At 69.4% G+C, this 26,290-nt stretch carries 20 protein-coding genes and 1 pseudogene; 14 read left to right on the top strand and 7 right to left on the bottom strand.

Annotated features, from left to right (window positions below; all coding sequences use genetic code 11):
• Window positions 1–329: pseudogene (gene eno, locus TSO221_RS32890) on the top strand (phosphopyruvate hydratase); the annotation flags it as partial.
• Between the two features lie 156 nt (window positions 330–485).
• The gene (locus TSO221_RS32885; protein ID WP_109122681.1) at window positions 486–1,757 is read left to right on the top strand and encodes a methyl-accepting chemotaxis protein; all 1,272 of its coding nucleotides are present in this window, start codon (window positions 486–488) and stop codon (window positions 1,755–1,757) included.
• A gap of 11 nt (window positions 1,758–1,768) precedes the next feature.
• Here the strand turns inward: TSO221_RS32885 and TSO221_RS32880 are convergent, their stop codons facing one another.
• Window positions 1,769–2,320: a TetR/AcrR family transcriptional regulator gene (locus TSO221_RS32880; protein WP_158284291.1), complete on the bottom strand. Its 552-nt coding sequence runs from the start codon at window positions 2,318–2,320 to the stop codon at window positions 1,769–1,771.
• A 128-nt stretch (window positions 2,321–2,448) separates the two neighbouring features.
• Between TSO221_RS32880 and TSO221_RS32875 the strand changes: the two genes are divergently transcribed.
• Window positions 2,449–2,895 carry a PaaI family thioesterase gene (locus TSO221_RS32875; protein ID WP_109122679.1) on the top strand — a complete coding sequence of 149 codons (447 nt, stop codon included), beginning with the start codon at window positions 2,449–2,451 and terminating at the stop codon, window positions 2,893–2,895.
• Between the two features lie 121 nt (window positions 2,896–3,016).
• Window positions 3,017–4,123 (top strand): patatin-like phospholipase family protein, encoded by a 1,107-nt coding sequence (locus TSO221_RS32870; RefSeq protein ID WP_158284290.1) that lies wholly within the window; start codon window positions 3,017–3,019, stop codon window positions 4,121–4,123.
• 711 nt (window positions 4,124–4,834) lie between these two features.
• Here TSO221_RS32870 and hutH read toward each other — a convergent pair.
• Window positions 4,835–6,373 (bottom strand): histidine ammonia-lyase, encoded by a 1,539-nt coding sequence (gene hutH / locus TSO221_RS32865; RefSeq protein WP_109122677.1) that lies wholly within the window; start codon window positions 6,371–6,373, stop codon window positions 4,835–4,837.
• Between the two features lie 198 nt (window positions 6,374–6,571).
• Between hutH and TSO221_RS32860 the strand changes: the two genes are divergently transcribed.
• Together TSO221_RS32860 and TSO221_RS32855 are read left to right on the top strand one after the other, a co-directional pair.
• Entirely contained in the window at window positions 6,572–8,326 is a 1,755-nt protein-coding gene (locus TSO221_RS32860; protein ID WP_109122676.1) for an ATP-binding cassette domain-containing protein, read from the top strand.
• A gap of 21 nt (window positions 8,327–8,347) precedes the next feature.
• On the top strand, window positions 8,348–9,667 hold the full coding sequence (locus TSO221_RS32855; RefSeq protein WP_109122675.1) for an HlyD family type I secretion periplasmic adaptor subunit: 1,320 nt from the start codon (window positions 8,348–8,350) through the stop codon (window positions 9,665–9,667).
• A 188-nt stretch (window positions 9,668–9,855) separates the two neighbouring features.
• Here the strand turns inward: TSO221_RS32855 and TSO221_RS32850 are convergent, their stop codons facing one another.
• From TSO221_RS32850 to TSO221_RS32840, 3 genes are all read right to left on the bottom strand, one after another.
• Window positions 9,856–10,836 carry a hydroxyacid dehydrogenase gene (locus tag TSO221_RS32850; protein ID WP_199229729.1) on the bottom strand — a complete coding sequence of 327 codons (981 nt, stop codon included), beginning with the start codon at window positions 10,834–10,836 and terminating at the stop codon, window positions 9,856–9,858.
• A gap of 168 nt (window positions 10,837–11,004) precedes the next feature.
• Window positions 11,005–11,790: an SDR family oxidoreductase gene (locus TSO221_RS32845; RefSeq protein WP_109122673.1), complete on the bottom strand. Its 786-nt coding sequence runs from the start codon at window positions 11,788–11,790 to the stop codon at window positions 11,005–11,007.
• On the bottom strand, window positions 11,790–12,719 hold the full coding sequence (locus TSO221_RS32840) for a dihydrodipicolinate synthase family protein (protein WP_109122672.1): 930 nt from the start codon (window positions 12,717–12,719) through the stop codon (window positions 11,790–11,792). Before TSO221_RS32840 ends, TSO221_RS32845 begins: the two co-directional genes overlap by 1 nt.
• 260 nt (window positions 12,720–12,979) lie before the next feature.
• On the opposite strand from TSO221_RS32840, the gene TSO221_RS32835 reads away from it, so the two are divergent.
• The 7 genes from TSO221_RS32835 (at window position 12,980) to TSO221_RS32805 (ending at window position 22,251) form a co-directional block, all read left to right on the top strand.
• On the top strand, window positions 12,980–16,093 hold the full coding sequence (locus tag TSO221_RS32835; RefSeq protein WP_109122671.1) for a carbohydrate-binding domain-containing protein: 3,114 nt from the start codon (window positions 12,980–12,982) through the stop codon (window positions 16,091–16,093).
• A gap of 170 nt (window positions 16,094–16,263) precedes the next feature.
• Complete coding sequence (otnI, locus tag TSO221_RS32830; RefSeq protein ID WP_109122670.1) at window positions 16,264–17,052, top strand: 2-oxo-tetronate isomerase; 789 nt, start codon at window positions 16,264–16,266, stop codon at window positions 17,050–17,052.
• Window positions 17,053–17,082: 30 nt separating this feature from the next.
• On the top strand, window positions 17,083–18,057 hold the full coding sequence (locus TSO221_RS32825; protein WP_109122669.1) for a TRAP transporter substrate-binding protein: 975 nt from the start codon (window positions 17,083–17,085) through the stop codon (window positions 18,055–18,057).
• A gap of 160 nt (window positions 18,058–18,217) precedes the next feature.
• Window positions 18,218–18,763, top strand: a complete 546-nt coding sequence (locus tag TSO221_RS32820; RefSeq protein WP_109122668.1) for a TRAP transporter small permease subunit — start codon at window positions 18,218–18,220, stop codon at window positions 18,761–18,763.
• 4 nt (window positions 18,764–18,767) lie between these two features.
• Window positions 18,768–20,042, top strand: a complete 1,275-nt coding sequence (locus TSO221_RS32815; RefSeq protein ID WP_109122667.1) for a TRAP transporter large permease — start codon at window positions 18,768–18,770, stop codon at window positions 20,040–20,042.
• A gap of 11 nt (window positions 20,043–20,053) precedes the next feature.
• Window positions 20,054–21,493, top strand: a complete 1,440-nt coding sequence (locus TSO221_RS32810; RefSeq protein WP_109122666.1) for an aldehyde dehydrogenase family protein — start codon at window positions 20,054–20,056, stop codon at window positions 21,491–21,493.
• Window positions 21,494–21,504: 11 nt separating this feature from the next.
• Window positions 21,505–22,251: an SDR family oxidoreductase gene (locus TSO221_RS32805; RefSeq protein WP_109122665.1), complete on the top strand. Its 747-nt coding sequence runs from the start codon at window positions 21,505–21,507 to the stop codon at window positions 22,249–22,251.
• Between the two features lie 159 nt (window positions 22,252–22,410).
• Here the strand turns inward: TSO221_RS32805 and TSO221_RS32800 are convergent, their stop codons facing one another.
• Window positions 22,411–23,739: an amidase gene (locus tag TSO221_RS32800; protein ID WP_109122664.1), complete on the bottom strand. Its 1,329-nt coding sequence runs from the start codon at window positions 23,737–23,739 to the stop codon at window positions 22,411–22,413.
• 60 nt (window positions 23,740–23,799) lie between these two features.
• On the bottom strand, window positions 23,800–25,635 hold the full coding sequence (locus TSO221_RS32795; protein ID WP_158284289.1) for an SH3 domain-containing protein: 1,836 nt from the start codon (window positions 25,633–25,635) through the stop codon (window positions 23,800–23,802).
• Window positions 25,636–25,891: 256 nt separating this feature from the next.
• Here TSO221_RS32795 and TSO221_RS32790 point away from each other — a divergent pair, with 256 nt between their 5' ends.
• On the top strand, window positions 25,892–26,224 hold the full coding sequence (locus tag TSO221_RS32790; protein WP_109122662.1) for a hypothetical protein: 333 nt from the start codon (window positions 25,892–25,894) through the stop codon (window positions 26,222–26,224).
• The last annotated feature ends 66 nt before the right edge of the window (window positions 26,225–26,290 follow it).

Raw genomic sequence — 26,290 nt, 5'->3', positions numbered from 1 at the left:
CCAACCCGACGCGTCTGGCCGAGGGCATCCGGAAGGGCACGGCGAACTCGATCCTGGTCAAGGTGAACCAGATCGGCACGCTGTCGGAGACGCTGGAGGCGGTGGATATGGCGCACAAGGCCGGCTACACGGCCGTGCTGTCGCACCGCTCGGGCGAGACCGAGGATTCGACCATCGCCGACCTCGCGGTGGCGACCAACTGCGGGCAGATCAAGACCGGCTCGCTCAGCCGCTCCGACCGTCTGGCCAAGTACAACCAGCTGATCCGCATCGAGCAGCAGCTCGGCGCCGCCGCCCGCTTCGCCGGACGCGGCATCCTCAAGGCCTGACCGGACCCACATCGCCGGGCGCACGAGAGGGACCGCATCGCGGTCCCTCTTTTGTTTCGGGGCATCGTCCTCCGCGGTGCTATGACCTTTAGGTACTCCATAGGCTTGGTGCTATGTTTGGCAACCTAACGTCGAGCCGAGCACTGGAGAGAGATCATGGGGTTCCTTTTCGGCAACAAGCCTTCCGATCCGGCCGCGCTCATCAAGCAGGCCTTCTTCGAGCGCTCGGCCGACGCGCTGATGGCGATCGCCGACGACCGCATCATCGAATGCAACGACTCCTGCTTCCGCATGTTCGGCTTCGACAACCAGCAGGCGATGCGGAACGTCAACCCCGGCACGCTGTCACCACCCAAGCAGCCGGACGGCCGTGACTCCGGCGAGAAGGCGACGGCGCTGATCGGCGAGGCGATCAAGACCGGCCGGGCGCAGTTCGAATGGGTGCACCGCCGGCGCGACGGCGCCGACTTCTCCGTCCTGGTGACGCTGGTTCCCCACACGCTCGACGGCAGGCCGATCCTCTTCGCCTACCTCTCCGACCTGGGCGACATCCTGAAGCGCCGCGAGGCCGAGAACCGCTCGAAGGCCATGCTGCAGCTGGCAGCAACGCTGGAGAGCAGCGTCGGCACGCTGGTCAACCGCCTGTCCGAGGACGCCCACATCCTGGACGGCAAGGCCGAGGCGCTGTCGAAGGGCATGACCGACGTCACCGGCCGTGCCAACCGCGCCGCCGAGGCCAGCCAGCGCACCACCAGCAGCCTGGAAGCGGTCGCCGCGGCCACCGAGGAGCTGTCCTCCTCGGTGTCGGACGTCGCCCGCCAGACCAGCGACGCCGCCCGCCGCACCAAGGAGGTGGCGGAGGACGCCGGCTTCACCGACCGCACCATCGGCGAACTGGCCGACACCGCCCAGCGCATCGGTGAGGTGGTCAAGCTGATCAACGACATCGCCGCCCAGACCAACCTGCTGGCGCTCAACGCCACCATCGAGGCGGCGCGCGCCGGCGATGCCGGCAAGGGCTTCGCCGTGGTCGCCGGCGAGGTGAAGAACCTTGCGACGCAGACCGGCAAGGCCACGGAGGACATCGCCGGGCAGGTCGCGACCATCCAGGCGGCGATCCGCGCCTCGGTCGCCGCGGTCGGCAAGATCGTGCACGGCGTCAAGGAGATCGACGGCTTCACCGCCAGCATCGCCGCCTCGGCCGAGCAGCAATCCGCCGCCACCAGCGAGATCAGCCGCCACGTCCACACCACCGTCGCCACCATGGGCGAGCTGTCGGGGAACGCGTCGGCCGTGGTTCAGGTGGCGCGCGACATCCAGGGCACGGCGTCGGCGGTGCACGAACTGGCGTCGGACCTGAACGATCGCTCCACCCGCCTGTCCACCGAGGTCCGGCAGTTCGGCGACACGGTGCGGCGCGGCGCGTAGGCCGCGCCGCGTCAGGCCAGCAGCGTCCGCACGCAGTCGCCGACCAGCCGGCGGCGGTCATCCTCGCCGCTGCGCAGGATCACCAGGACCTGCCCGAACAGGAACGAGTACATCAGGAAGGCGCGCGCCTGCGCCGCCTCGGCCTCCAGGCCCAGCTCGCGGAACAGCGCGGCCACCAGTTCCAGGCGGGTGGCGTCGACATCGGCGACCGCCTCGGCCGCCTGCTCGTCGCGGCGCGCCCAATCGCGGATCGCCAGCTCGATGGCGACGCCCTTGGGGTTGACGTTCTCGATGTAGAGGCGGACGAGGCCCTCGATGCGCTCCTGCGGGCTCTTGCCGGCGTCGCGGGCGTGGCGGCGGATGGCGCCGATTCGGCCGGAGCGCCATGTCTCCAGCATCTCGACCAGCAGTTCCGGCCGGTCCTTGAAATGCCAGTAGAAGCCGCCCTTGGTGACGCTCAGCCGGCGCGCCAGCGGCTCCACCTTGACGCCGTCCACCCCGAACTCGGCGAGCAGGCCCAGCGCCTCCTCCACCCAGTCGGCCTTGTTGACGCGTGCCTCCATCGCCCCCCGTCGCCCCTTCCTGCTTCGCCCGTCCCGCATACGCCTGCGTATTGACAGCACGCCGCGGGCACCATACGCTACCGTATACCAAGACATCCGTCGAAGATGCGATACAGGGAGGAGACGCCATGCGATTCGTGGCCAAGGACCCGGATTACGAGCGCCGGGTGCGCGACAGCTTCGCGCGCCAGACGCTGATGTCGACCATGGGTGTCGACATGGTGGAGCTTGCACCGGGCACCTGCACGCTCGCCATGGACCACCGGCGCGACCTATGCCAGCAGCACGGGTATCATCACGCCGGGGTGACGACGGCGCTGGCGGACTCGGCGGCGGGCTATGCGGCGTACAGCCTCATGCCGCCGGGGTCTTCGGTGCTCACCGTCGAGTACAAGATCAACCTGATGGCCCCGGCCGCCGGCGAGCGCTTCCTCGCCCGCGCCGCCGTTGAACGCGCCGGCCGCACCATCACCGTCGTGCGTTCCGAGGTCTTCGCCGTGAAAGGCGGCGAGGAGAAGGCCATCGCCTTCATGCTCGCCACCATGATGTGTCTGGCTGACACGCCGGACTCATGAACCGTCCGCCGGAAGGAGTACGGTTCGGCCATAACGCGTATTGAATGGCTTGATTGCTTCCGATAGATGTTTTTGCACCTGCGAAATGCGAGGCGGCAGGAACATCTCAGCGGAGGAAGCGATGGGTAAGGCCTTGGTCATCGGCGGCGGCGCGCCGAACGCGACGTTCATGGCGGGCGTCCTGCACCGGCTCATCGAGAAGAAGGAGCTGGAAAAGTTCGAGACGATCACCGCGTCCGGCGCCGGCGCGCTGGTGGGGCTGGTGGCGCTGGCGCCCAAGGGGCTGCCGCCCATGGAGGCGCTGGAGAACCTGACCAACTCCGGCGTCAGCGACGAGATCTACCAGTTCTACCCGGTGAACTATAAGGTCTTCCAGAAGCCTGGCACCATGGCGGACGCCTTCCGCAACGCCATAGCCGCCACGCCGTTCGGCAAGCTGGTGCTGGACCAGCACGGCAAGTCCGACGCCTTCTGCCTGTGGAGCGACCTGATCCAGTTCGGCTGGGCGGCGCTGACGCCGGCCCCGCTCGACTGGGGCATCGCGCCGGGCATGTGCGCCCCCACCCCCTGGGTGACCGAGGCGGTGGACTTCGAGAAGGCGAACCAGCTCAAGCAGCAGTTCGAGATGGTCGCCTACAACGTGACCGAAAAGCGCCTGCGCTGGTTCCACAGCCGCGACAAGGAGATCACGGTCGACGCCTTCCACTCGGCGATGGCGTTCCCGTTCCTCTACCCGCCGCACCAGTTCGAGGGCGATTGGTACATCGAGGGCGCCGCGGTGTCGGACGTGCCCTACGAGGGCCTGTTCAACCTCAAGAACGTCAAGGACGTCGTGATCCTCGACGTGCTCGGCTACCGGGCGCTGATCGACGCACCGGAGACACTGTGGGACGGCTTCACCCAACTGATCATCGACACCATCGTCGCCAACGCCCAGGCCAGCTACCGCTCGTTCATGCAGAAGAACGAGATCCGCCGGCTGAAGGGCGAGTCCACGTTGGACGTCTACCGCGTAGACGCTCGCAAGGCCGCCCATTCGCCGGACGCGCTGACCTGGAAGCGCTCCAACCTCAAGGCGCAGTTCGAATACGGCCGCAAGGCTGCCGACCAACTGCTGGAGGACATGGCGAAGGGCCTGACCGACGAGAAGAAGGCGGCGGAGTTGGAGAACGGCAAGAAGCAGCCGCTGACCATCATCGTTCCGCCGAAGACCGTCCCGGCGACGTGAACGCACGCCCGCACAAAGCTCCTCTCCCGTCGCGGGAGGGGGCCTTTATGTCCGCGAGGCCGGCTTGGCTCCTGCGTTCTTCGGAGACGTATGGAGCCACCGGGCTCCCCTGAACCGCTCCTGCTGGAGGGCGGGTGTCTGCAAACGGTTGTCGCAGCCCGTATCAATCAGTCTTCGGCTTCGCATTACGATGGCCAGCGGCCCGGAATAGTGGAAGGTGAGGCGTGTTTGTCTCCGTGTGCTCAGATTATGGAGACGACCATGCGCTCAGCGTTGTTGGTATGCGTCTTTTTTGCCTTGCATGCGCAAGCCGCGGCAGCGGAAACCTGCCATCCAAATCTTTCGGGCGGCTATTTCTGTGACAACGGCCTCTCGTCGCATGGAACCCTGTCCGGCGGTCAGAGGTGGAGCAACGGCGTAACCTGCGAACCAAATCTTGCCGGTGGTCAGACTTGCAACAACGGTGTATCCAGCAGCGCTAATCTTTCGGGTGGATACACCTACAACAATGGGGTCAGCAGCCAGAAAAAGCTCGACGGCGGCTACTCCTACAGCGATGGAAGAAGCTGTAGCGCTACTCTCTCTGGCGGTTACAGCTGCACTGGGAACGCGAGCGTTCCGCTCCCCACTCCCACTCCCACCCGGTGATCTGCGTGACCCACGTGAGTTTGGGTCGAGTGCCAGGGCGCCCAACCCACGTGTACCGCACACTCATACGGCTGTCGGCAGCAGACCGCCGCCGACGAGGTCGTGGAACGTTCCCGCGGTGACCAGCGCTTTGGCGGCGGCGATGTCCGGCGCCATGGCGCGGTCCTGGTCCCAACGCGCGACACGGGCGCGCAGGCGGCCCTTGGCCTCCTCCAGCAACGGTGAACTGCGCAGGGGCGCGCGCAGGTCGGCGCCCTGGCAGGCGGCCAGCAATTCGATGGCGACGACGCCGGCGAGGTTGTCGGCCATATCCGACAAGCGCCGGGCGGCGTGCGTCGCCATGCTGACGTGGTCCTCCTGGTTGGCGGAGGTCGGCAGACTGTCGACGCTGGCCGGGGCGCTCATCTGCTTGGTCTCGCTGGCCAGCGCGGCGGCGGTGACCTGGGCGATCATGAAGCCGCTGTTCAACCCGCCGTCGCGCACCAGGAAGGGCGGCAACCCCGACAGGTTGGCGTCCATCAGCAACGCTATGCGCCGTTCGGCCAGCGCCGCCGTCTCCGAGATCGCCAGCGCCAGCATATCGGCAGCCAGTGCCACCGGCTCGGCGTGGAAGTTGCCGCCCGACAGGATCTCCCCCGTGTCGGCGAAGACCAGCGGGTTGTCGGACACCGCGTTCGCCTCGCGCTCCAGCACGCCGGCGGCGAAGCGCATGTGATCGAGCACCGCGCCCATCACTTGCGGCTGGCAGCGCAGGCTGTAAGGGTCCTGCACGGTGTCGTGGTCGCCGCGGTGGCTCTCCCGGATCTGCGATCCGGCGAGCAGACGCCGGTACACCGCCGCCACCTCCGCCTGCCCCGGCTGGCCGCGCAGCGCGTGGATGCGCGCGTCGAACGGCCCGTCGCTGCCCATCGCCGCATCGACGCTCAAGGCCCCGGCCACCAGCGCCGCCGCGTAGGCGTCCTCCAGCGCGAACAGGCCGAGCAGCCCGAGCGCCGTCGACACCTGCGTGCCGTTGAGCAGCGCCAAGCCCTCCTTCGCCTCCAGTTCCAGCGGCGCCAGCCCGATGCGCTCCAGCGCCGCCGCGGCGGGCAGGCGCTCGCCGCCGACCACCGCCTCGCCCTCCCCCAGCAGCACGCCGGTCAGGTGCGCCAGCGGCGCCAGATCGCCGGACGCCCCGACCGAGCCCTTCGCCGGCACCACCGGCAGCGCGTCGGCGTTGAGCAGGGCCAGCAGCGCCTCGACCACGGCGAGACGCACGCCGGAATAGCCGCGGGCCAGCGCGTTGGCCTTTAGCGCCAGGATCAGCCGCACGGCGGACACCGGCAACTCCGGCCCGGTGCCGGCGCTGTGCGACAGCACGAGGCGACGCTGCAAGTCGCGCACCTTCTCCGGTGGGATGCGCCGCTTGGCGAGCAGACCGAAGCCGGTGTTCACCCCGTACACCGGGAGATCCCCCGCCGCCGCCTCGGCCACCGTGCGCGCCGACGCCTCGATGCCGCCGCGGCAGGCGGGATCCAGCGCGAGCGTGACCGGCCCCCGCGCCAGACGACGCACGTCGGGCAGCGTCAGGGTTCCCGGGGAAAGGACGAACGGTGCGCTCATGCGGGCCTCCGGTGTCGCGTTCCTCTTCACATGAGGTGCGGAGCGCGGCCCCGCAAACCGTCTGTGACAGACATGGGCCAGCTATGGCGACAATCCTGTGATCCCCGATAAATTTAATATGTCGTTTACCTTAAAAACGGCCTCATCCTCCTGCCTGCGCTCGGTGGGCTTCCATGAGTGACAACTGGAGGAACTTGCATGCCATCCCCGACCAGCCGCACGTCCAAGGTTGGCAGCGACCGTCCCGATTTCGGCAGCCCGTATTACGTCCGGATCCTGGTTGCGACCTTCGTCTTCAGCGCCGCGATGAACATCCTGCAACTGAGCATGCCGCTCTACTCCCTGCAGGTCTTCAGCCGCGCCATCCCGTCCGAGAATGTCGACACGGTGGTGATGCTGACGGTGCTGGTCGTCATCGCGCTGTCGATGATCGCGCTTCTGGAAACCGTCCGCACCCGCCTGCTGGCCCGCTGCGCCAACGCGCTCGAGGTCGCGTGGCGCCGCCGGCTGAGCAGCGACGTGCTCGACGCCGCCGCCAAGGGTCGGCCCGAGCCGGGTCCGCTCAACGACCTGATGGAGGTCAAGGGCACCATCACCCGGCCGACCTTCGGCGCGTTGATGGACATGCCCTGGACCCCGCTGTACGTGATCGGCATCTACCTGATCCACCCGCTGCTGGCCGGCATGATGCTGGCCTGCGCGGTGATCCTGACCGGTCTCGGCTGGCTCGGCCACATGGCCGCCAAGGGCCCGATGGAGCAGGCGAAGACCCCGGCCACCCGCTCAACCCGGCTGTTCGACGCCATGCAGGTGCAGGCCGCCAACATCCGCGGCCAGCGCATGGGCCCGGCGGTGCTGGACGTGCTCGCCACCGACCAGCTCGCCAACTCGGCCCTCGCCTCGGCGAGCGGTGAGCGTCAGGCCGCCATCCAGGCGGTGACCAAGTGGGTGCGCATGCTGCTGCAGGTCGCCTGCACCGGCGTCGGCGCCTGGCTGGTGATGGAGCACCACCTGTCCTTCGGCGGCATGATCGCCACCTCGATGCTGGTCGGCCGCGCCATGGCCCCGATCGAGCAGACGGTCGGCTCCTGGGGCCCCATGCTGAAGTCGTGGGAGTCCTGGAAGCGCCTGTCGGCCCACCTGAAGCGCCTGTCGGCCGAGACGCGCCGCGACGCCGTCAACGTGCAGCCGGAGCGCCTGACCGCCGAGAACGTGCTGTTCATCTCCCCCATCGACCAGAAGCCGATCCTGCGCGCCGTCACCGCCTCCATCGAGGCCGGCGAGACCGTGTGCCTCCTCGGCGCCAACCGCTCGGGCAAGTCGGTGCTGGCGCGGCTGCTGGCCGGCGTGATGCCGCCCTCCTCGGGCACGGTGCGCCTGGGCGGCCTGTCGCTGGCCTCGCTGACGCCACAGGACATCACCTCCGGCATCGGCTACCTGCCGCAGACGTCCGAGCTGCTGCCCGGCACCATCGGGCAGAACATCGCCCGCTTCACCGACGCCGACGCCGCCGATGTGGTCGCCGCCGCCAAGCGCGCCGGCATCCACGACTGGATCGAGGCGCTGCCGCAGGGCTACGAGAGCGAGGCGGTCAACCTGATCTTCCCGCTGACCGGCACCCCGGCCCGCCTGATCGCGCTGGCCCGCGCCGGCTTCGGCAAGCCCGCCCTGGTGGTGCTGGACGAGCCGGCCGCCGGCCTCGACGACCACGGCCTGAAGGCGGTGCGCGGCTTCATCGCCGCCATGAAGGAGCAGGGCACCACGGTCGTGCTGCTCAGCTACATGCCGGTCTTCGTCGATCTCGCCGACAAGACCTTCGTCCTGCAGAACGGCATGCTGCACGAGGCGCAGCCCCGCCAGGAGCAGCAGCCGCAGCCCGGCACCGCGGCCGGCAATGCTGCCGCCTGGAACCGCCTGCGCACCGTCGCCGCCGTTCCCGCGACCGCCGGCTGAACCGGGTAAGGAGAGAAACACATGAGCACCCTCAGCAACCTGCGCGTCCTCCTGCCCGAGACCAGCGTGCGCAACCTTCTGATCGGCGGCACCGCCATCCTGGCGGTCGGCTTCGGCGGCATGACCGCCTGGGCCGCCTTCGCCCCGCTGCACAGCGCGGTCAGCGCCGCCGGCGTCCTGGTGCCGGAGACCGGCCGCAAGAACGTCAAGCACTCCGAGGGCGGCGTCATCAGCGAGATGATGGTCCGCGAGGGCGATGCGGTGAAGGCCGGTCAGGTCCTCATGCGCTTCGACACCACCGAGGCGGCGACGCGGCTGGAGATGCTGACCGCCACGTGGCTGGAGACCATCGCCATGCTGGCCCGCCTCGACGGCGAGCTGTTCGAGAAGCCGGCCATCGAGTGGCCGCAGGAACTCGTCACGCGCGGCGACAACGTGGCCGTGGTCAAGCTGATGGGCAACCAGCAGAAGCTGTTCGACGTCCGCCGGCAGCAGCTCGCCGCCGAGGAGGGTGTTCTGCGCGAGCGCATCGCGACGCTGGAGGAGGACTCGAAGAACCTCGCCGAGCAGCGCAAGCACCTCGCCGAGGAGCTGAAGCTCAGCAACGAGGACGTGAAGATCAACCAGGGCCTGCTCGACCGCGGCAACACCACCCGCACGCGGCTGGTGGAGGCGCAGAAGGAGAACGCCCGGATCCGCGGCCGCGACGCCGAGCTGGAGTCGCGCATCGCCCAGAACAAGCAGCAGGCGCTCGAGGCCAAGGCCGACATCGTCAAGCGGCGCAACGATTTCCGCGAGAAGGTGCTGGTCGACCTGGAGAAGGCCCGCGGCGAGACCGCCAAGCTGGCCGAGCAGATGCGCGACGCCGCCAACCGCCTCGCCAACCGCGACGTCAAGGCGCCGGACGCCGGCATCGTGGTGATGCACGGCCACCCGACGACGGGCGTCGCCCTCGCCGCCAACGAACCGATCCTCGATGTGGTGCCCGACGACCAGACCCTGCTGGCCGAGGTGCACGTGCAGCCGAAGGACATCAAGTCGGTGATGCCGGACCTGCCGGTGAAGGTGCAGTTGACCGCCTACGACAGCCGCGTGCTGGGCACGCTGGACGGTACGGTGGAGTACGTCTCGGCCGATCGCCTGACCGACCAGCAGACCCGCCAGGACTACTTCCTGACCCGCATCCGCCTGAAGGACGGCGACGCGCACACCGTGCACAACCTGGCCATCCGCGCCGGCATGCCGGTCGAGGCACGCATCCTGCTGGCCGGCCGCACGCCGCTCGACTACATCGTGCAGCCGCTGTCGCAGTCGTACCTGAAGGCGTTCATCCAGCAGTAAAACACCGCTGGAGGAACGAGAAAGGGCCGCCCCCGCCATGTGCGGGAGCGGCCCTTTCTCGTGTCGACACTCTTTCTTTCATCGTCATGGCCGGGCTTGTGATCCGGCCATCCACGCACTGCGTGCTGTTCCAAAGGTCCGGGCACGTGAATACCCGGGACAAGGTCGGGCATGACGGGAAAGAGCGGTCAGGTGCGCCGCCCCTCCCACATCTCCGGATTCACCAGATGCAGCGGCTGGCGCCCGGCCAGCGCGTCGATCACCGATTCCGCCACCATCAGCGCCATGCGCACCAGGCACTCCTCGGTCGAACTCGCGGTGTGCGGGCTGAGCACTACGTTCTCCAGGCCGAACAGCGGGTGCCCGGCCGGCAGCGGCTCGCGCGAGAAGACGTCCAGCCCAGCCCCGGCGATGCGCTTCTCCCGCAGCGCCTCGACCAGCGCGTCCTCGTCCAGCGTGGGCCCGCGGCCAGTGTTGAGCAGCAGCGCCGTGGGCTTCATCAGGGCCAGCTCGCGCCGGCCGATCAGGTTCCGCGTGGAGTCGCGCAGCGGCAGGTGCAGCGACACCACGTCGGCGGCGTGCAGCAGGTCGTCCAGGCTGTCCACCTTCGCATAGCCCAGGGCCTCGATCTGCTCGCGCGGCGCCGACGGGCTGTGCACGATGACGCGCATGCCGAAGCCGTGGTGCGCCATGCGCGCGGTCGCCCGGCCGATGTCGCCGAAGCCGACGATGCCCAGCACCTTGCCCGACACCTCGGCGAAGGGCAGCCGATAGCGGACGTCGAAGTCGCCGGCCTGCGCCGCCAGATGCGCCGGCACGATCTGCTTGGCGAGCGCCATCATCAGCGCGATGGCCTGCTCGGCCACCGACACCGTGTTGCCGCCCGGCGTGTTGGTGACGGGGATGCCTAGGGTGGTGGCGTGCGGGATGTCGATCTGGTCGACGCCGACGCCGTGGTTGGCGACGATGCGCAGCCGGGGTGCGGCGTCCATCGACGCCGCCTTCAGCCCGGCGTTGCGGGTGATGGCGGCGTCGGCGTCGCCGATCATTGGCACCACGTCCCTGGTGTCGGCGGAGGGCGCGCGCTTCAGCGCGATCCCCGCCTCCTCCAGCCGGCGCTCGCCGGCGATGTGGATCGGCTGGACGATCAGGCAGACGGGCTGGGGCACACTCACCTCCGAATCTCGAAAGCCCCTCTCCCCTTGCGGGAGAGGGGTTGGGGAGAGGGGGGATGCCGCGCGGAGGCGCGGTGCAACAGTGCCCTTTTCCGGCTCTGCCGAGCCGTAATCCCCCTCTCCCCTGCCCCCTCTCCCGCGAGGGGAGAGGGGAAATGAGGATCACACCGACTTCGTCTGCCCGCCGTCCACGCGCAGCTTCACGCCGGTGATGTAGCGCGCCCGCTCGCTGGCCAGGAAGGCCACCGCGTCGCCGAACTCCTCCGGCTCGCCGTAGCGGCCGGCGGGGATGGCGGCCTTGGCCGACGCCGCGATCTCGTCCTGCGTCTTGCCCAGGCGCTTGGCGTTGGCGCCGTCCAGCTCGCCGATGCGCTCGGTCTGGATGCGGCCGGGCAGCACCATGTTCACGGTGATCCCCTTGGCCGCCACCTCGTTGGACAGCGTCTTCGACCAGCCGAGGATCGCCGCGCGGATGCCGTTGGACAGGCCGAGGTTGGGGATCGGCTGCTCGATCCCCGACGAGCCGATGGTGACGATGCGGCCCCAACCGCGCTCCTCCATGGGCGGCAGCAGGCGCTGCGTCAGGTGGAACAGGTGGCCGGCCATCATGGCGAACTGCTGCGTCCACTGCTCCAGCGTGGCGTCGCGCGCCGTGCCCGGCGGCGGGCCGCCGGAGTTGTTGACCAGGATGTCCACCCCGCCCTCGGCCAGCACGGCGTCGGCCAGCCGGTCCACCGACGCGCGGTCGGCGAGGTCGAGCGGCAACGCGCGGGCGCGCTTGCGCTGGTCGTCGGGCAGGGCGTCGATCCACTCCTGCGTGCGCGCCTCGGTGCGGGCGGCGGCGATGACCGTGGCGCCCTCGGCCAGCAGGGCGCGGGCGGAGGCGGCGCCCAGGCCGCGGCTGGCGCCGAGCACCAGGGCGCGGCGATTGGCGATTCCCAGATCCATCAGGCGATCTCCTTCAGGCGCTTCCCTTGGCGAGCGAGCAAGCGCTCGATGTCGGCGATGTCGGCGGGCGAGAGCTTGCCGCCGGGCTTGCGCAGCGCCGCCGACGCGATGGCGCCGCGCTTGGCCAGCACGTACTTGCGCGCCACCAGCCCGATGCCCTGCTGCTGCTCGTAGCGGGCGTAGGGCAGGTAGGCGTCGAAGACGTCGTGGGCGCGCTCGACGTCACCCTTGGCGTAGGCGGCGACCACGCCGGTCATCATCTCCGGGAAGGCGAAGCCGGTCATGGCGCCGTCGGCGCCGCGGCCCATCTCCTCCGGCAGGAACAGGCCGCCGTTGCCGGTCAGGATGCTGACGCGGCGCACCTCGCCCTTGTCCGAGGCGGCGCGCAGCGCGCCGATCTTGGCGAGGCCGGGCCAGTCCTCGTGCTTGACCATCACGCAGGTGGGCATGTCCTTGAGGATGCGGTTCAGCACGCCCACCGGGATCTGCACGTTGGTGGTGAGCGGGTAGTCCTGCAGCACGAACGGCGTCTTGCCCAGCGTCTCGGCGACTCCGGCGTAGTAGCCGTAGATCTGGTCGTCGCTGCGCAGGTGCCCGGCCGGGGCGACCATGACGCCGGCCGCACCGTCGTCCATCACCGCGTCGGCCAGTTCCTTCATCGGCGCGAAGCCGGGGCTGGAGACGCCGACCACCGTCGGGATCCGGCCGTCCACGCGCTTCAGCACTCGGCGCACGAAGGTGCGCGATTCCTCGGCGGTCAGCTTGGGCGCCTCGCCCATGATGCCCAGCACCGTGATGCCGGTGACGCCGCGCTCCAGGTAGAAATCGACCATGCGGTCGGTGCTGGCGAGGTCGAGGTCGCCGCCGTCCGTGAACGGGGTGACCGCAATGATGAAGACGCCTTTGGCGGACTCGTCCAACAACGCCATGTCCCGTCGTCCCTCCAGATTCCCGTTGGCCTGTACGTTTGTTGGCGCCTAGCCAAGCACCTTCGCCGGCCGCTTGTCCAGGGCCGGCCGGCGCCGCATGGCGCGCATGCGCGGGGCGCGGCCTGGGGGCTCAACCGCCACGTCCGATAATTGTCACTGTGACAAACAACACGTTGCCAAATCTTAACCATCATTGGTTTCCCGCGGTTAACCCCGCGGACGGAGCATCCCCGGCAAACGCACGAGCGAGGGCTCCGACTATGACCACCATCCCCACCACCTTCACCATCACCGCCTACGGCCAAGTCGCCAGCGGGCGATGGCCGCACTTCATCCTGCGGCTCGACGGGCAGAAGATCGGCGAGGCGACGGTCAGTTCCTCCGATCCAACCAAGTACGTCTTCACCGCCGACGTCCCGTCCGACAGCGGGCACCAGTTGCAGCTCGAATACGACAACGACGCCACGATCAACGGGCAGGACATGAACCTGTTCGTGAAGTCGTTCGAGGTGAACGGCAACGTCTTCAAGTCCAGCGACCGCATCGTCACCTACGACAAGGGTGCCCTGGACGGGAAGGACGTGATCTCGGGCCAGGAAGGGATGTACTGGAAGGGCGCGCTCAACGTCGCCCTGCCCGCCTCCGCCTTCCTGCCGCCGCCACCGCCGCCGGTGGTGCTTCCGCCCTCCATGACCAGCACCATCACCGTCAACGCCTGGGGTGACGCCGCAGGCGGCAAGCAGGCGCACTTCAAGCTGCTGGTGGACGACGTGGTCGTCGGCGAGGGCACGGCGACGGGATCGCTCGCCGCCTACAGCTTCCAGACCACGCTGAACCCGGACGAGGCGCACAAGGTCCAGGTCTGGTACGACAACGACGGCACCGCCAACGGCCAGGACCGCAACCTCTACGTCCACTCCGTCAGCATCGACGGCAAGGAGTTCGCGGCGACCGACTCGCGCGCCTCCTACGACAAGGGCCCGGTGGACGGAAAGTATGTGGTCGCTGGGCAGGAGGGTCTGTACTGGGGCGGCGCGCTCACCTGGGGCCTGGGTGAGGAGGAGTTCGGCGGCCCCATCGTCCGCCCCCCGCCCCCGCCGGAGCCGGCGCCGACCAAGCCGGCGGAGATCGTCGTCAACGCCTGGGGCTCCTCGGCCGGCGGCGTGGCGCCGCACTTCAAGGTGCTGGTGGACGGCGTGCAGATCGGCGAGGGCCGTGCCACCTCCGGCATCCTCACCCCCTACACCTTCAAGACGGACCTCGACCCGACCCTCGCCCACAAGGTGCAGATCCACTACGACAACGACGCGACCATCAACGGCCAGGACCGCAACCTGTTCGTCAAGTCGGTGACGATCAACGGGCATGACGTGAAGGTCACCGACGCCGGCGTCACCTACGACAAGGGCGCCTTCGACGGCAAGGACGTGGTCGCCGGGCAGGAGGGCCTGTACTGGGGCGGCACCCTCGGCTTCACCGCGCCGTCGGTCTACTTCGAGAAGCCCATTTATCCGCCGCCGACCGGCCCGGCCTTCTACGTCGCCGCCAACGGCAAGGACACCTGGTCGGGCAAGCTGTCCGCCCCCAACGCCGACGGCACCGACGGCCCGTTTGGCACGCTGGAGCGCGCCCGCGACGCCATGCGGAGCAGCGACATCGACACCACCTACGTCCGCGAGGGCAAGTACGGCCTGACCAAGACGCTGGAGTTGACGTCGCTCGACAACGGGCATTCCTTCAAGAACTACCCGGGCGAGACGCCGGTCCTCAGCGGCGGCGAGAAGGTCACCGGCTGGGTCAGCGAGGGCAACGGCGTCTATTCCGCCAAGGTGTCGGCGGCCAGCGGCTTCGACGTGATGATCGGCGGCGTGCGCCAGCACCTCGCCGAGAAGGGCGCCTGGGACGCAGCCGACGTCAAGTCCGGCTGGTTCTTCGCCGACGCCGCCTCCACCGGCCCCAGCGCCTCGGCGATCCGCTACCACGCCGGCGACGTCTCCGCCACGGATCTCGCACCCGGCACCAAGATCCAGGTCTTCGACGTGGAGCGGCTGACCGACGCCATCGTCGAGGTGACGCGCATCGACGACGCCACCCGCACCATTACCTTCAAGAACGCCATCCCCTTCGTGCTGCAGGAGGGCGCCACCTACCGCCTGCTCGACAACGCCTCGTTCGTCGATCAGGCCGGGGAATTCGCCTACCGCGCCGCCGACGGGCGTCTGGTCATCAAGCCGGCCGATCCCGCCGGGTTCGAGGCGGCGGGCGTCACCGTCGGCCGGCTCGGCACCATGATCAAGCTGAACGGCACCAGCGGCGTGACGGTGGAAGGCCTGGGCTTCACCGACGGGCGCACGGATTACGCGGCGCTGGAGGTGGTCTCGGCCAGCGGCAACAAGATCGGCAACAACAGCTTCGAGAACGTCGGTACCGGCATCCTGCTGAAGTCGGCCGGCAACAACCTGATCGGCGGCAACGAGATCGCCCACGTCGCCAACCACGGCATCGAGCTGGTCAACGACAGCAACGCCAACCGCATCTACGCCAACGACATCCAGTACATCGGCGAGGTGCGCAAGCATGTGGCCGGCATCATGGCCACCGGCGCCGACGACAACGTCATCTCGAACAACGATATCGCGCACAGCGCGCGCTACGGCATCTCGTTCAAGAACTACAATTCCACCAACATCAACACCAACAACGTCATCGAGAACAACCACATCACCGACACCGTGCGGGAATCGGCGGATGCCGGCGCCATCGAGATCCTCGGCCGCTCCAGCGTCGATACCGGCATGATCGTGCGCAACAATTGGATCGAGGGGGTGGGTGGCCTCGCCACCAACGCCTCGGACCAGTGGCTGACGCAGTGGAAGGGCTTCGGCGTCTACCTGGACGACCTGGCCGGCGGCGTCACCGTGCGCGACAACTTCCTCAAGCACACCAGCCAGGCCGGCGTGCACATCCACGGCGGCGACAACAACCTGGTGGAAAACAACGTCGCCATCATGACCAGCAACGCCGAAGAGTTCATCCGCATCGGCTGGAACCCGAAGTTCGGCGACCTCGGCACGCCGATCAACAACGTGGTGGTCAAGAACATCGTCGCCGGCACCCTGCCGGTGGACGACTACCACGAGCTGCTGACCGCCAACAATCCGGTGATCGACCAGAACCTCATCTACAACGCCCCGACCTACGGGCAGGCGGACGTGGTCGGCAACCCGATGTTCGTGGACGCCTACTACGGCAAATACATGCTGCAGGCCGCCTCGCCGGCCTTCGGCATGGGTATCCACGACCTCGGCTGGTCGGCCATGGGCGAGCACGGCTACACCGCCAGCACGGCGATGCCGACCTTCTGGGACCACTGACCTTCCTTGCCGCGCCGCCGGGCGACGTCCCGGCGGCGCGGCGCTAATCGCTTGACGACCAAAGCATTCGTATCGACAATCGCCTCCCAAGAACGCGCGCACCAGACGCGCAGGGGAGGACCATGATGAACCACGCCGCCCGAACCATGTCCGCGCTCCGGTAAGCCGCCATGATCCGGCTCGCCGCGAATCTAACGATGCAGTTCAACGAATTGCCGTTCCTCGACCGCTTCCGCGCGGCCGCCGAGGTCGGCTTCCGCGGCGTCGAGTTCCTCTTCCCCTACGACCACGACCCCGAGGAGGTCGCCCGCGCCCGCAAGTTCGCCGGCGTGCAGGTCGTCCTGTTCAACCTGCCGCCTGGCGACTGGGCGGCGGGGGAGCGCGGTCTCGCCTGCCTGCCTGACCGCGAGACGGCCTTCGTGGAGTCGGTCGAGCGCGCGCTGATCTACGCCGAGGCGCTGGACTGCCCGACGCTGCACGTCATGGCCGGCATCCCGCCCGCCGGGCTGGACCGCGCCGACGCCCTGACGCTCTACGTGGAGCGCCTGCGCCACGCTGCGCATCGCGTCGACGACCACGGCCGCGACGTGGTGATTGAGCCGCTGAACAGCCGCGACATGCCCGGCTACCTTCTGCGCACCTCGGACGAGGCGATGGCGGTGATCGAGCGGGTCGGCGCGCCGAACCTCGGCCTACAGTTCGACCTCTACCACGCGCAGATCATGGAGGGCGACCTGACCATGCGGATGCGCCGGCTCGGCCCCGCGATCCGCCACGTGCAGATCGCCGGCGTGCCGGACCGCCACGAGCCGGACAGCGGCGAGTGCGACCCGCACCACCTGCTGCGTGAACTGGACGCCACCGGCTACGCCGGCTGGGTCGGCTGCGAGTACCGACCGCGGACCGGGACCTTGGACGGGCTGGGCTGGGCGCGACGCTACCTGCACGGCGGCGCCTGAACGAACAAGACAAACGGGAGGAAAAGAAGAATGCACCTGAGGACGATCATCGCCGCCACCGTGTTCGGCATCGGGCTTGCCGCGACGGCCGCGTCGGCGGACGAGCTGAAGGCCGGCTACTCGCTGCCGCCGACCTCGCATTACGGCGTCGGCGTCACGGCGATGAACGAGGAGCTGACCCGGCTGTCCAACGGCAAGTGGACCATCAAGCAGTTCCCAGCCAACGCGCTGGGCGGCGAGCGCGAGATGGTCGAGGGCGCGCAGATCGGCACGGTGGATATCGTCGCCACCTCGACCGGCCCGGTCGGCAACTTCGTGCCCGATACGCTGGTCACCGACATCCCCTTCCTGTTCAAGGATTACAAGCACGCACACGCGGTGCTGGACGGCCCGATCGGCCAGAAGATCCTCGACCAGTTCCCCAAGCATGGCCTGATCGCACTGGCCTGGGGCGAGAACGGCTTCCGCAACCTGACCAACTCCAAGAAGCCGGTGAAGACGCCCGAGGACGCCAAGGGCCTGAAGATCCGCACCATGGAGAACCAGGTGCACATGACGGCCTTCAAGACGCTGGGCGTCCTGCCCACGCCGATGGCCTTCCCCGAGCTGTTCACCGCCATGCAGCAGGGCACCGTGGACGGCCAGGAGAACCCCATCGGCGTGATCCTCGGCGCCAAGTTCTCGCAGGTGCAGAAGTATCTGACGGTGAGCCAGCACGTGTACTCGCCCGCGCTGATCATCCTGTCGCCGAGCGTGTGGAACAAGCTCTCCGACCAGGAGAAGGGCTGGTTCAAGCAGGCCGCGCTGGCCGGCGCCAAGGCCATGCGCCAGAAGGCCGAGGACGACGCCGCCAACGGCATCGAGGAGTTGAAGAAGCAGGGCATGGAGGTGACTCCCGGCGTCGACGCCACCGCCTTCCAGGCCGCGCTGAAGCCGGCCTACGACGAGTACGCCAAGAAGTTCGGCCAAGCGAAGATCGACGAGATCCGGAACTACAAGTACTGAGAACGTCCCTCTCCCGTCCGGGAGAGGGAGGGGCCCGCTCGGAACGAGCGGGAGGGTGAGGGTGCAGCCAAGGATCGGCAACGGCCCCTTGGCCGCACCCCCACCCTATCCCTCCCCTGGGACGGGGGAGGGAACTCCACCGCCCTTTGAGGACTCCCCCATGCTCGCGGCCCTGTCGGCGTTCGAGAAGTTCCTGATGCGCTGGACCATGCGGGCCGCGATGGCACTGCTGGTACTGGCCTGCATCGTGTCGTTCTATCAGGTCATCACCCGCTTCGTGTTCGAGGAGCCCTCGACATGGTCGGAGGTGACGGCACGCTCCATCGACATCTGGATGGTCTACCTGGGCGTCGCCGTCGCCTTCCGGCAGGGCGCGCTGATCACCGTGGAGTTCGTGCACGCCCGCACCAGCGGCACCGCCCGCGTCGCGCTGGTGGCGGCGATCACCGGGCTGTCGCTCGGCGTGCTGGCGGTGATCGCCTGGGCCGGCTGGCAGATGGTCGGGCGGGCGCAGTTCCAGATGCTGGCCGGCGTCGACAACCCGTTCACCGGCGAGGGCATCTCCATCGCCTGGGTGTACGCCGCCATCCCGGTGGGGGCGGTGCTGTCCATGGTCGGCCTCCTCGCCCGCGCGGCGGAGGAGATCGCCGCCGCCCGCCGACACGAGCCGGTCTCCACCGCCCCCCAGGAAGTGTACGAGGTGTGACGCCATGACCAGCTTCATGCTCATCGTCATGGTGGCGCTGTTCGCGCTGAGCGTGCCGATCGCGGTGGCGATCGCCGCGGCGGCCATCGGCGGCATCTCGTTCTTCACCACCATGCCGCTGATCGTCGTCGCGCAGAAGCTGATGACGAGCATCGACAGCTTCCCGCTGATGGCGGTGCCGTTCTTCATCCTGGCCGGCAACCTGATGGAGGCCGGCGGCATCTCCGCCCGGCTGGTGGAGTTCGCCAAGTCGGTGGTCGGCAACATCCAGGGCGGGCTGGCCTGCTCCTGCGTGCTGACCTGCATGATCTTCGCGTCGGTGTCGGGGTCGAGCGTGGCGACCACCTTCGCCATCGGCGCCATCATCATTCCGGCGATGATCGCGCACGGCTACCCGAAGGAGTTCGCCGCGGCGCTGCAGGCCACCTCGGCGGAACTCGGCGTCATCATCCCGCCGTCGATCCCGATGATCCTCTACGGCGTGTCGGCGGAGGTCTCCATCGGCGAGATGTTCGCCGCCGGCTTCGGGCCGGGCCTGCTGATCGGCGGCGCGCTGACGCTGTTCACCTACCTGACCTGCAAGTATCATGGCTGGGGCAAGCGGGACCGCGAGGGCCGCATAGGCTTCGTCAAGGCGACGGAGCGCGCGGCGCTGGCGCTGTTGATGCCCTTCATCATCATCGGCGGCATCTACCGCGGCGTATTCACGCCGACGGAGGCCTCGGTGGTGGCGGTGGTCTACGCCTTCATTGTCGGCATGTTCGTCTACCGGGCGTTCGGCTGGGCCGATCTGGCGCCGATCCTGCGGAAATCGGTGCTGTCCTCGGCGGTGATCATGTTCATCATCGCCGCGGCCGGGCTGTTCAGCTTCCTGATCACCCGGGCCGGCGTGCCGGCGGCCATCGGCGCCTGGATCTCCGAGACGTTCGGCAGCGCCGGCAGCTACCTGCTGGCGGTCAACCTGTTCCTGTTCGTGGTGGGGATGTTCGTCGAGACCTCCGCCTCGATCATCGTGCTGGCGCCGATCCTGGCGCCGGTCGCCACGCACTTCGGCGTCGACCCGGTGCATTTCGGGCTGATCATGGTGGTCAACCTGGCGCTCGGCATGGTGACGCCGCCCTTTGGCGTGAACCTGTTCGCCGCCTGCCAGGTCGCCGGCCTGAGCCTGGAACAGATCATCGGCCGGCTGGTGCCGTTCGTCATCGTGGTCTTCGCCTGCCTGATGGTCATCACCTACGTGCCCGCGGTTACGCTGTTCTTCCGCGGGCTGGTGTACTGAGGACATTCGTCATGATGGAAACCAAGCTCCTGATCGGCGGCGCGTTCGCCGATGCGCTGGGCGGCGGGACGATCCCCTGCGTCGATCCCTCGACCGGCGAGACCTTCGCCGCCATCCCGCGGGGCCAAGCGGCGGACATTGACCGGGCCGTCTCCGCCGCCCGCGAGGCGCTGGACGGCGACTGGGGCACGCTCACCGCCGTCGAGCGCGGGCGGCTGATGTTCCGGCTCTCCGCCCTCATCCTCCAGCACGCCGATACTCTGGCGGAGTTGGAGAGCCGCGACGTCGGCAAGCCGCTCGCCCAGGCGAAGGCCGACGTGACGGCCTGCGCCCGCTATTTCGAGTTCTACGGCGGCGCCGCCGACAAGGTGCACGGCGACACCATCCCGTATCAGAACGGCTACACGGTGCTGACCCTGCGCGAGCCGCACGGGGTGACCGCGCACATCATCCCGTGGAACTACCCGCTGCAGATCATCGGCCGCAGCGTCGGCGCGGCGCTCGCCATGGGCAACGCCTGCGTGGTGAAGCCGGGCGAGGACGCCTCGCTGACCACGCTGTACCTCAGCCGGCTGGCGCACGAGGCCGGCTTCCCGGCGGGGTCGCTGAACGTCGTCACCGGCTACGGCGAGGAGGCCGGCGCGGCGCTGTCCGGCCACCCCGGCATCAACCACGTCTCCTTCACCGGCAGCCAGGAGGTCGGCGTGCTGGTGCAGCAGGCCGCCGCGCGCAACATCGTGCCGGTGACGCTGGAACTGGGCGGCAAGTCGCCGCAGGTGGTGTTCGCCGACGCCGACCTGGAGCAGGCGCTGACCTTCGTGGTGCGCGCCTCGGTGCAGAACGCCGGGCAGACCTGCTCGGCCGGCAGCCGCGTGCTGATCGAGCGGCCGGTCTACGAGCGCTTCGCCGCCATGATCGCCGAACGCTTCAAGGCCCTCAAGGTCGGCCCGGCGCTGGAGGACCACGACGTCGGCCCGCTGATCAACGTGCAGCAGCGCGACCGCGTCGCCGGCATGGTCGCCGCGGCGCGCGCCAACGGCTTCCCGGTGCTGGCCGAGGGCACGGTGGTGGAGAGCGCGCCACAGGGCGGATTCTACGTCGCCCCGGTGCTGTTCGGCGATGTCACGCCCGGCTGCGCGATCGAGCAGCAGGAGGTCTTCGGCCCCGCCCTCGCCCTCATCCCCTTCGACGGAGAGGAGGAGGCGGTGCGCATCGCCAACGGCACGCCGTTCGGCCTCGTGGCCGGCGTGTGGACGCGCGACGGCGGCCGACAGCTGCGCATGGCGCGGCGCCTGCACGCCGGGCAGGTGTTCATCAACAACTACGGTGCCGGCGGCGGCGTCGAGCTGCCGTTCGGCGGCGTGAAGAAGAGCGGCTTCAACCGCGAGAAGGGCTTCGAGGCGCTGTACGGCTTCTCGGCCGTGAAGACCGTCGCCATCAAGCACGACTGAGGGAGGGAGAGATGCGCCTACAGGACAAGGTCGCCATCGTCACCGGCGGCGGCTCGGGCTTCGGCGAGGGCATGGCCAAGCTGTTCGCGGCGGAGGGCGCGCACGTCGTCGTTGCCGACATCAACGAGGAGGCGGCGAAGCGCGTGGCGTCCGAGACCGGCCACGGCGCCATCGCGGTCAAGGCCGACGTGTCGGTGAACGCCGAGGTGAAGGCGATGGTGGAGGCGGCGGTGAGCGCCTTCGGCCGGCTCGACGTCATGGTCAACAACGCCGGCTACACGCACCGCAACGGCCCGATGCTGGAGGTGGACGAGGCCACTTTCGACCGCGTCTACGCGGTCAACGTGAAGTCCATCTATCTCGCCGCGCAGCACGCGGTGCCGGTGTTCCGCCGACAGGGTGGCGGCATGATCCTCAACATCGCCTCCACCGCCGGCGTGCGGCCGCGGCCGGGGCTGGCGTGGTACAACGGCTCCAAGGGCGCGGCGATCACGCTGACCAAGTCGATGGCGGTCGAACTGGCGCCGGAGAAGATCCGCGTCTGCGCCATCAACCCGGTGGCCGGCGAGACCGGCATGCTGCACCTGTTCATGGGCGAGGACACGCCGGAAAAGCGCGCGCAATTCCGCGCCTCGGTGCCGCTGGGCCGGCTGTCGCAGCCCAGGGACATCGCCAACGCCGCGCTGTTCCTGTGCTCCGACGAGGCGGAGTTCCTGACCGGCGTGTGCCTGGAGGTGGACGGCGGCCGCTGTATCTGACCGCCCACGGCCCTGCCAGGGGAGCGAATGGAACAGAGTGAAACACTATGAAACAGTGTGCGGACCCTGTTCAGTTCACTCTTCACCGCCGAGGCACACGGCGCCCTTCGAGGATTTATATCCTACCGCAGAGCGCCACCGAAAGGCAAGTGGGACGATTCAGGCGACCGCCGGCTCGACCGCTCGCGCGACGCGCAGCAGGTTCTTGTCATGGCCGCGCTTGCCGACCAGCATCAGGCCGGCGGGCAGGCCGCCGGTCGCCATCGGCAGCGACACCGCCGGACGGTCGAGGAAGTTCCACAGCGACGGGTTGCGCAGCACCAGCATGTTGATGCGCGCGTACTCCGCGTCGTCCTCCAGTTCCTTGAGGCGTGGCGGCACCACCGGCACCGTCGGCATCGCCAGCGCGTCGAAGGCTCGGGTCGCCGCCTCCGCCTCGGCCATCAGCGAGGCGCGGAGGCGGGTCAGCTCGATGTAGTCGGCGGCGCTCTGCTCCTGCCCGCGCAGGATGCGCACGCTCACCCGCGGGTCGTACCGGTCGCCGGAGCGCGCCAGCAGCTCGCGGTGCCACGCGTAGGCCTCGGGCGAGGCGAAGCCGCCCTTGGCGTTGGCCTTGGGAATGGCAGCCAGCGTGGCCAAGTCGATCTCGACCACCCGCGCACCGGCCATCGACAAGGCCTCCAGCGCCCGCTCGAAGGCGGCGGAGACGGTGTCGTCCATGCCGTCCAGCACCACGGTGGTCGGCACGGCGATGCGCAGCCCGGCGAGGTCCAGCGCCTCCGGCACCGCCGGCGCGCCGCCGGCCATCACCGCGTCCATGATCGCGCAGCACGCCACCGACCGGGCGAGCGGCCCGACCGTGTCCAGCGTCCACGACAGCGGCAGCGCGCCGTCACGCGGCACGCGGGCCTGGGTCGGTTTGAGCCCGACCAGCCCGCAGAAGGCGGAGGGGATGCGCACCGAGCCGCCGGTGTCGCTGCCGACCGCCGCCACCGCCATGCCGTCCGCCACCGACACCGCCGCCCCCGAGGACGAGCCGCCAGGGATGCGCGTGCGGTCGAACGGGTTGCCCGGCGTGCCGTGGTGCGGGTTGACGCCCAGGCCGGAGAAGGCGAACTCCGTCATGTTGGTGCGCCCGACGATCACCGCGCCGGCCGCGCGCAGGCGGGCGACCACGGGCGCGTCCTTGGCGGCTGGCGGTGCGTCCTTCAGCACCACGGAGCCGGCGGGAGTCGGCTGCCCGGCCAGGTCGAACAGGTCCTTCACCGACACCGGAATCCCGGCCAGCGGCGACGGCACCACGCCGGCCGCGCGCAGCAGGTCGCTGGCCTGCGCCGCCTTCAGCGCACCCTCGCGATCGACGCGGGTGAACGTTCGCGCCCCCTCCCCACCCGGATCGGCGATGCGGGCCAGCGCGCGCTCGGTCAGTTCCTCGCTGGTGGTGCGGCCGGACGCCAGTTCGGCCGCCAGGGACAGGATGGTGGACATGCGGGGACCTCCGGAGGTGGTTCCTCCGGTATAACGCCGGGGCGGCGGCGAGGCCAGGGGCTACTCCCCCGCTCCCGCTCCCTGCCACGCGCCGAGCCGGTCCGACGCGCCGTTGCCGCTCGGCCGCCGGCCGGAGACGGGGCCCTGGTAGCGGTCGCCGTTGGCGAAGGACAGCTCGCCCACGCCGTCCGGGCTGTTGGCGCGCACCTCACCGGCATAGCCGTCGCCGTTGGCGTAGCGGAACACGCCCAGCCCCTCCGGTTGCCCGGCGCGGAAGCCGCCGGCGTAGCGGTCGCCGGTGCGGAAGGCCATGACGCCGAGGCCGGCCATCTCATCGTTGCGCCACTCGCCCTCGTAGAGCTGGCCGTCGGCGAAGCGGTAGACGCCATAGCCACCGCGCTGCACCTGCCGGATGCCGCCGACCGCGGTGGACGCCCATTCCCCCTCATAGACGTCACCGTTGGCGAAGCGCTGCACCCACGCCGTCGCCGTGATGCCGCGCGCCGCCTCCGCCGCCTCGCGGGCGCGGCGCTGCGCCTCGATACCCCGTTGCGCCATGGCGCGGGCGCGGTTGGCGACGCTCTCGCCACCGGCGACAGTCTCACGCGCCGCCCGCGCCGGCTCCGGGGCGGAGGAACCGCCGGGCGATGGCGTCGGAGCGGAGGTGCCGGACAGGATGCGCTCCTCGCCCTCCCCGATGCCCAGCGTGCCGGCGCTGACGTAACCCTCCTGGCCGAAGCGGTCGCGCACCTTGACCCAGTTGCCGTCCGCCGCGGGCTCGACCACGGTCAGCATCATGCCGGCCGGCAGCTCGCGCACGCCGCGGGCGCCGAGCACCGGGCGGTCGAACAGCGTGGCGTCGCGCAGCACGCGGCGGACGCCGGTGTCGGCCACCGCGGGCGCCGGCGGAGGCGGCGCGGCGCCGGGACGCTTGAGGTATTCGTTGGAGACGAAGCCCTGCTGGCCGTCGACGGTCACGCGCGTCCAGCTTCCCTGGCGCACGCGCCCGGTGGCGGCGACCGTGGTGTCGCGCGCCAGCCGGCGCACCACTGGCGCCTTGCTGTCGGGGGTCTGGCGCAGGTTCACGTCGCGGGTGACGACGAACGAACCGTCCAGCGGCTCGATCTTTGGTTCTGGCTTCGGTTCCGGCGGCGCCTCGGGCAGCAGCGCGACCGTGGGACCGAGGCGGTCCTGCATCCACGGCTTCTGCGCGCCGCCGGTGCGGGCGGCGACGCCGCGCTGGACTTCCGTCAGCGCGCCGCGCAGGTCGGCGCCCAGTTTGACCAGTTCCTCCGCCAGCGCCGCGGCGAAGGGGCCGGGGCCGTTGCCGCGGACCGGCGTCGGCGGGGTGTCGGGCTGATGGGCGTAGGCGATCAGCAGAGTGTCCGCCGGCCCCGGCGGACCGGGCACCGGGCGCACCGTCTTCAGCACCTCCGCAACCGGGTTCGGCACCACGGGGTCGAGCAGCAACACGCCGCGCTTCGGCGCCTGCATCTGCTGGAGCACCTGGTCGAGGTCGAGGGTGTCGAGCACCACGTCGCCCTCCGCTTCCAGCTTGGCGTCCACCGGCACCAGGAAGTTCCGACCGCCCGCCGACAGCGCGAGGCCGGAGTAGTAGATCACCCCCAGCTCCGCCCCCCGCGCCCGCGCCGCGAAGTGGCTGAGCGCGGCGACCAAGCCGCGGTGCTCCCGATTGTTGGCGACCGTCACGTCGAAGCCGGTCTGCCGCAACGCCTCCGCCACCGCGGCGGCGTTGGCCGCCACGGCCGGCACGGCGCCGCCGCGTTCGTACCGCGCGTTGCCGATGACCAGCGCCACCCGCTTCTCGGCCGCCAGGACCGGACCGCCGGCGAGCAGGACGACGCACAACACCAGATGAACAAGGACCCGCGCCACCGCCACCTCCACAGCTTCGGCGTGACGTTAACACTGCACGCGCGCAGTCGGTGTCTTGGCGAACCGCAGATGTACTTCCGGATCGTGGGGGTGTGCCCGGGGAAACACAGGACACCTTCTGGCCTGTCCTCCAGGATTACCGATTCCGCGCCGCCGGATCTCGGAAGAAACGGGCGCAGGATGTGAGCCGGCTCACAGCGGCCGGGGCAGCGTCGCCGCAGGGTGGCGCTCCCCATCGGCACGGAGACCGCGGACCATGCGCACGCTTTTCCTCGCCCTGCTCGCCCTGCCCCTGCTGGCGTTGCCCCTGGTGGCGAAACCGGCGGCGGCGGAGAACCTTGCCTGCCAGACCGTCAACGGCCACACCACCTGCGTGGAAGGCTCGGGCACGCTGTCCTGCCAGACCGTCAACGGCCGCACCGCCTGCAGCCATTCACCGAACCAACGCGTCGTCTGCGACACGCGCAAGGGGCGGAACGCCTGCCCCAGCGTGCCGATGCTGAACGACGACGTCGTGGTGGACACCCGCCAGGGCCGCGTCCGCGTGCGGACCGGCGGCGTCACGGTGGATCTGGACGAGGACGACTAACAGCCCTCCCCCATCCCCGATGGGGGAGGGTTGGGTGGGGGCAGCGGCCTCACCTGCACGCCGCTG

It is taken from the genome of Azospirillum sp. TSO22-1 (genome assembly GCF_003116015.1).
Taxonomy (GTDB): Bacteria; Pseudomonadota; Alphaproteobacteria; order Azospirillales; family Azospirillaceae; genus Azospirillum.
Note: the sequence above shows the minus strand (reverse complement) of the source record. Positions and strands in the feature narration are given on the sequence as shown.

Excerpts from the sequence above, each read along its gene's own strand:
- TSO221_RS32790 (WP_109122662.1), top strand. The coding sequence starts at position 25,892 with ATGCGCACGCTTTTCCTCGCCCTGCTCGCCCTGCCCCTGCTGGCGTTG.
- TSO221_RS32860 (WP_109122676.1), top strand. The coding sequence starts at position 6,572 with ATGCCATCCCCGACCAGCCGCACGTCCAAGGTTGGCAGCGACCGTCCC.
- TSO221_RS32885 (WP_109122681.1), top strand. The coding sequence starts at position 486 with ATGGGGTTCCTTTTCGGCAACAAGCCTTCCGATCCGGCCGCGCTCATC.
- TSO221_RS32820 (WP_109122668.1), top strand. The coding sequence starts at position 18,218 with ATGCTCGCGGCCCTGTCGGCGTTCGAGAAGTTCCTGATGCGCTGGACC.
- otnI (WP_109122670.1), top strand. The coding sequence starts at position 16,264 with ATGATCCGGCTCGCCGCGAATCTAACGATGCAGTTCAACGAATTGCCG.
- TSO221_RS32810 (WP_109122666.1), top strand. The coding sequence starts at position 20,054 with ATGATGGAAACCAAGCTCCTGATCGGCGGCGCGTTCGCCGATGCGCTG.
- TSO221_RS32880 (WP_158284291.1), bottom strand. The coding sequence starts at position 2,320 with ATGGAGGCACGCGTCAACAAGGCCGACTGGGTGGAGGAGGCGCTGGGC.
- TSO221_RS32800 (WP_109122664.1), bottom strand. The coding sequence starts at position 23,739 with ATGTCCACCATCCTGTCCCTGGCGGCCGAACTGGCGTCCGGCCGCACC.
- TSO221_RS32805 (WP_109122665.1), top strand. The coding sequence starts at position 21,505 with ATGCGCCTACAGGACAAGGTCGCCATCGTCACCGGCGGCGGCTCGGGC.
- TSO221_RS32845 (WP_109122673.1), bottom strand. The coding sequence starts at position 11,790 with ATGGATCTGGGAATCGCCAATCGCCGCGCCCTGGTGCTCGGCGCCAGC.
- hutH (WP_109122677.1), bottom strand. The coding sequence starts at position 6,373 with ATGAGCGCACCGTTCGTCCTTTCCCCGGGAACCCTGACGCTGCCCGAC.
- TSO221_RS32835 (WP_109122671.1), top strand. The coding sequence starts at position 12,980 with ATGACCACCATCCCCACCACCTTCACCATCACCGCCTACGGCCAAGTC.
- TSO221_RS32815 (WP_109122667.1), top strand. The coding sequence starts at position 18,768 with ATGACCAGCTTCATGCTCATCGTCATGGTGGCGCTGTTCGCGCTGAGC.
- TSO221_RS32855 (WP_109122675.1), top strand. The coding sequence starts at position 8,348 with ATGAGCACCCTCAGCAACCTGCGCGTCCTCCTGCCCGAGACCAGCGTG.
- TSO221_RS32825 (WP_109122669.1), top strand. The coding sequence starts at position 17,083 with ATGCACCTGAGGACGATCATCGCCGCCACCGTGTTCGGCATCGGGCTT.
- TSO221_RS32875 (WP_109122679.1), top strand. The coding sequence starts at position 2,449 with ATGCGATTCGTGGCCAAGGACCCGGATTACGAGCGCCGGGTGCGCGAC.
- TSO221_RS32870 (WP_158284290.1), top strand. The coding sequence starts at position 3,017 with ATGGGTAAGGCCTTGGTCATCGGCGGCGGCGCGCCGAACGCGACGTTC.
- TSO221_RS32840 (WP_109122672.1), bottom strand. The coding sequence starts at position 12,719 with ATGGCGTTGTTGGACGAGTCCGCCAAAGGCGTCTTCATCATTGCGGTC.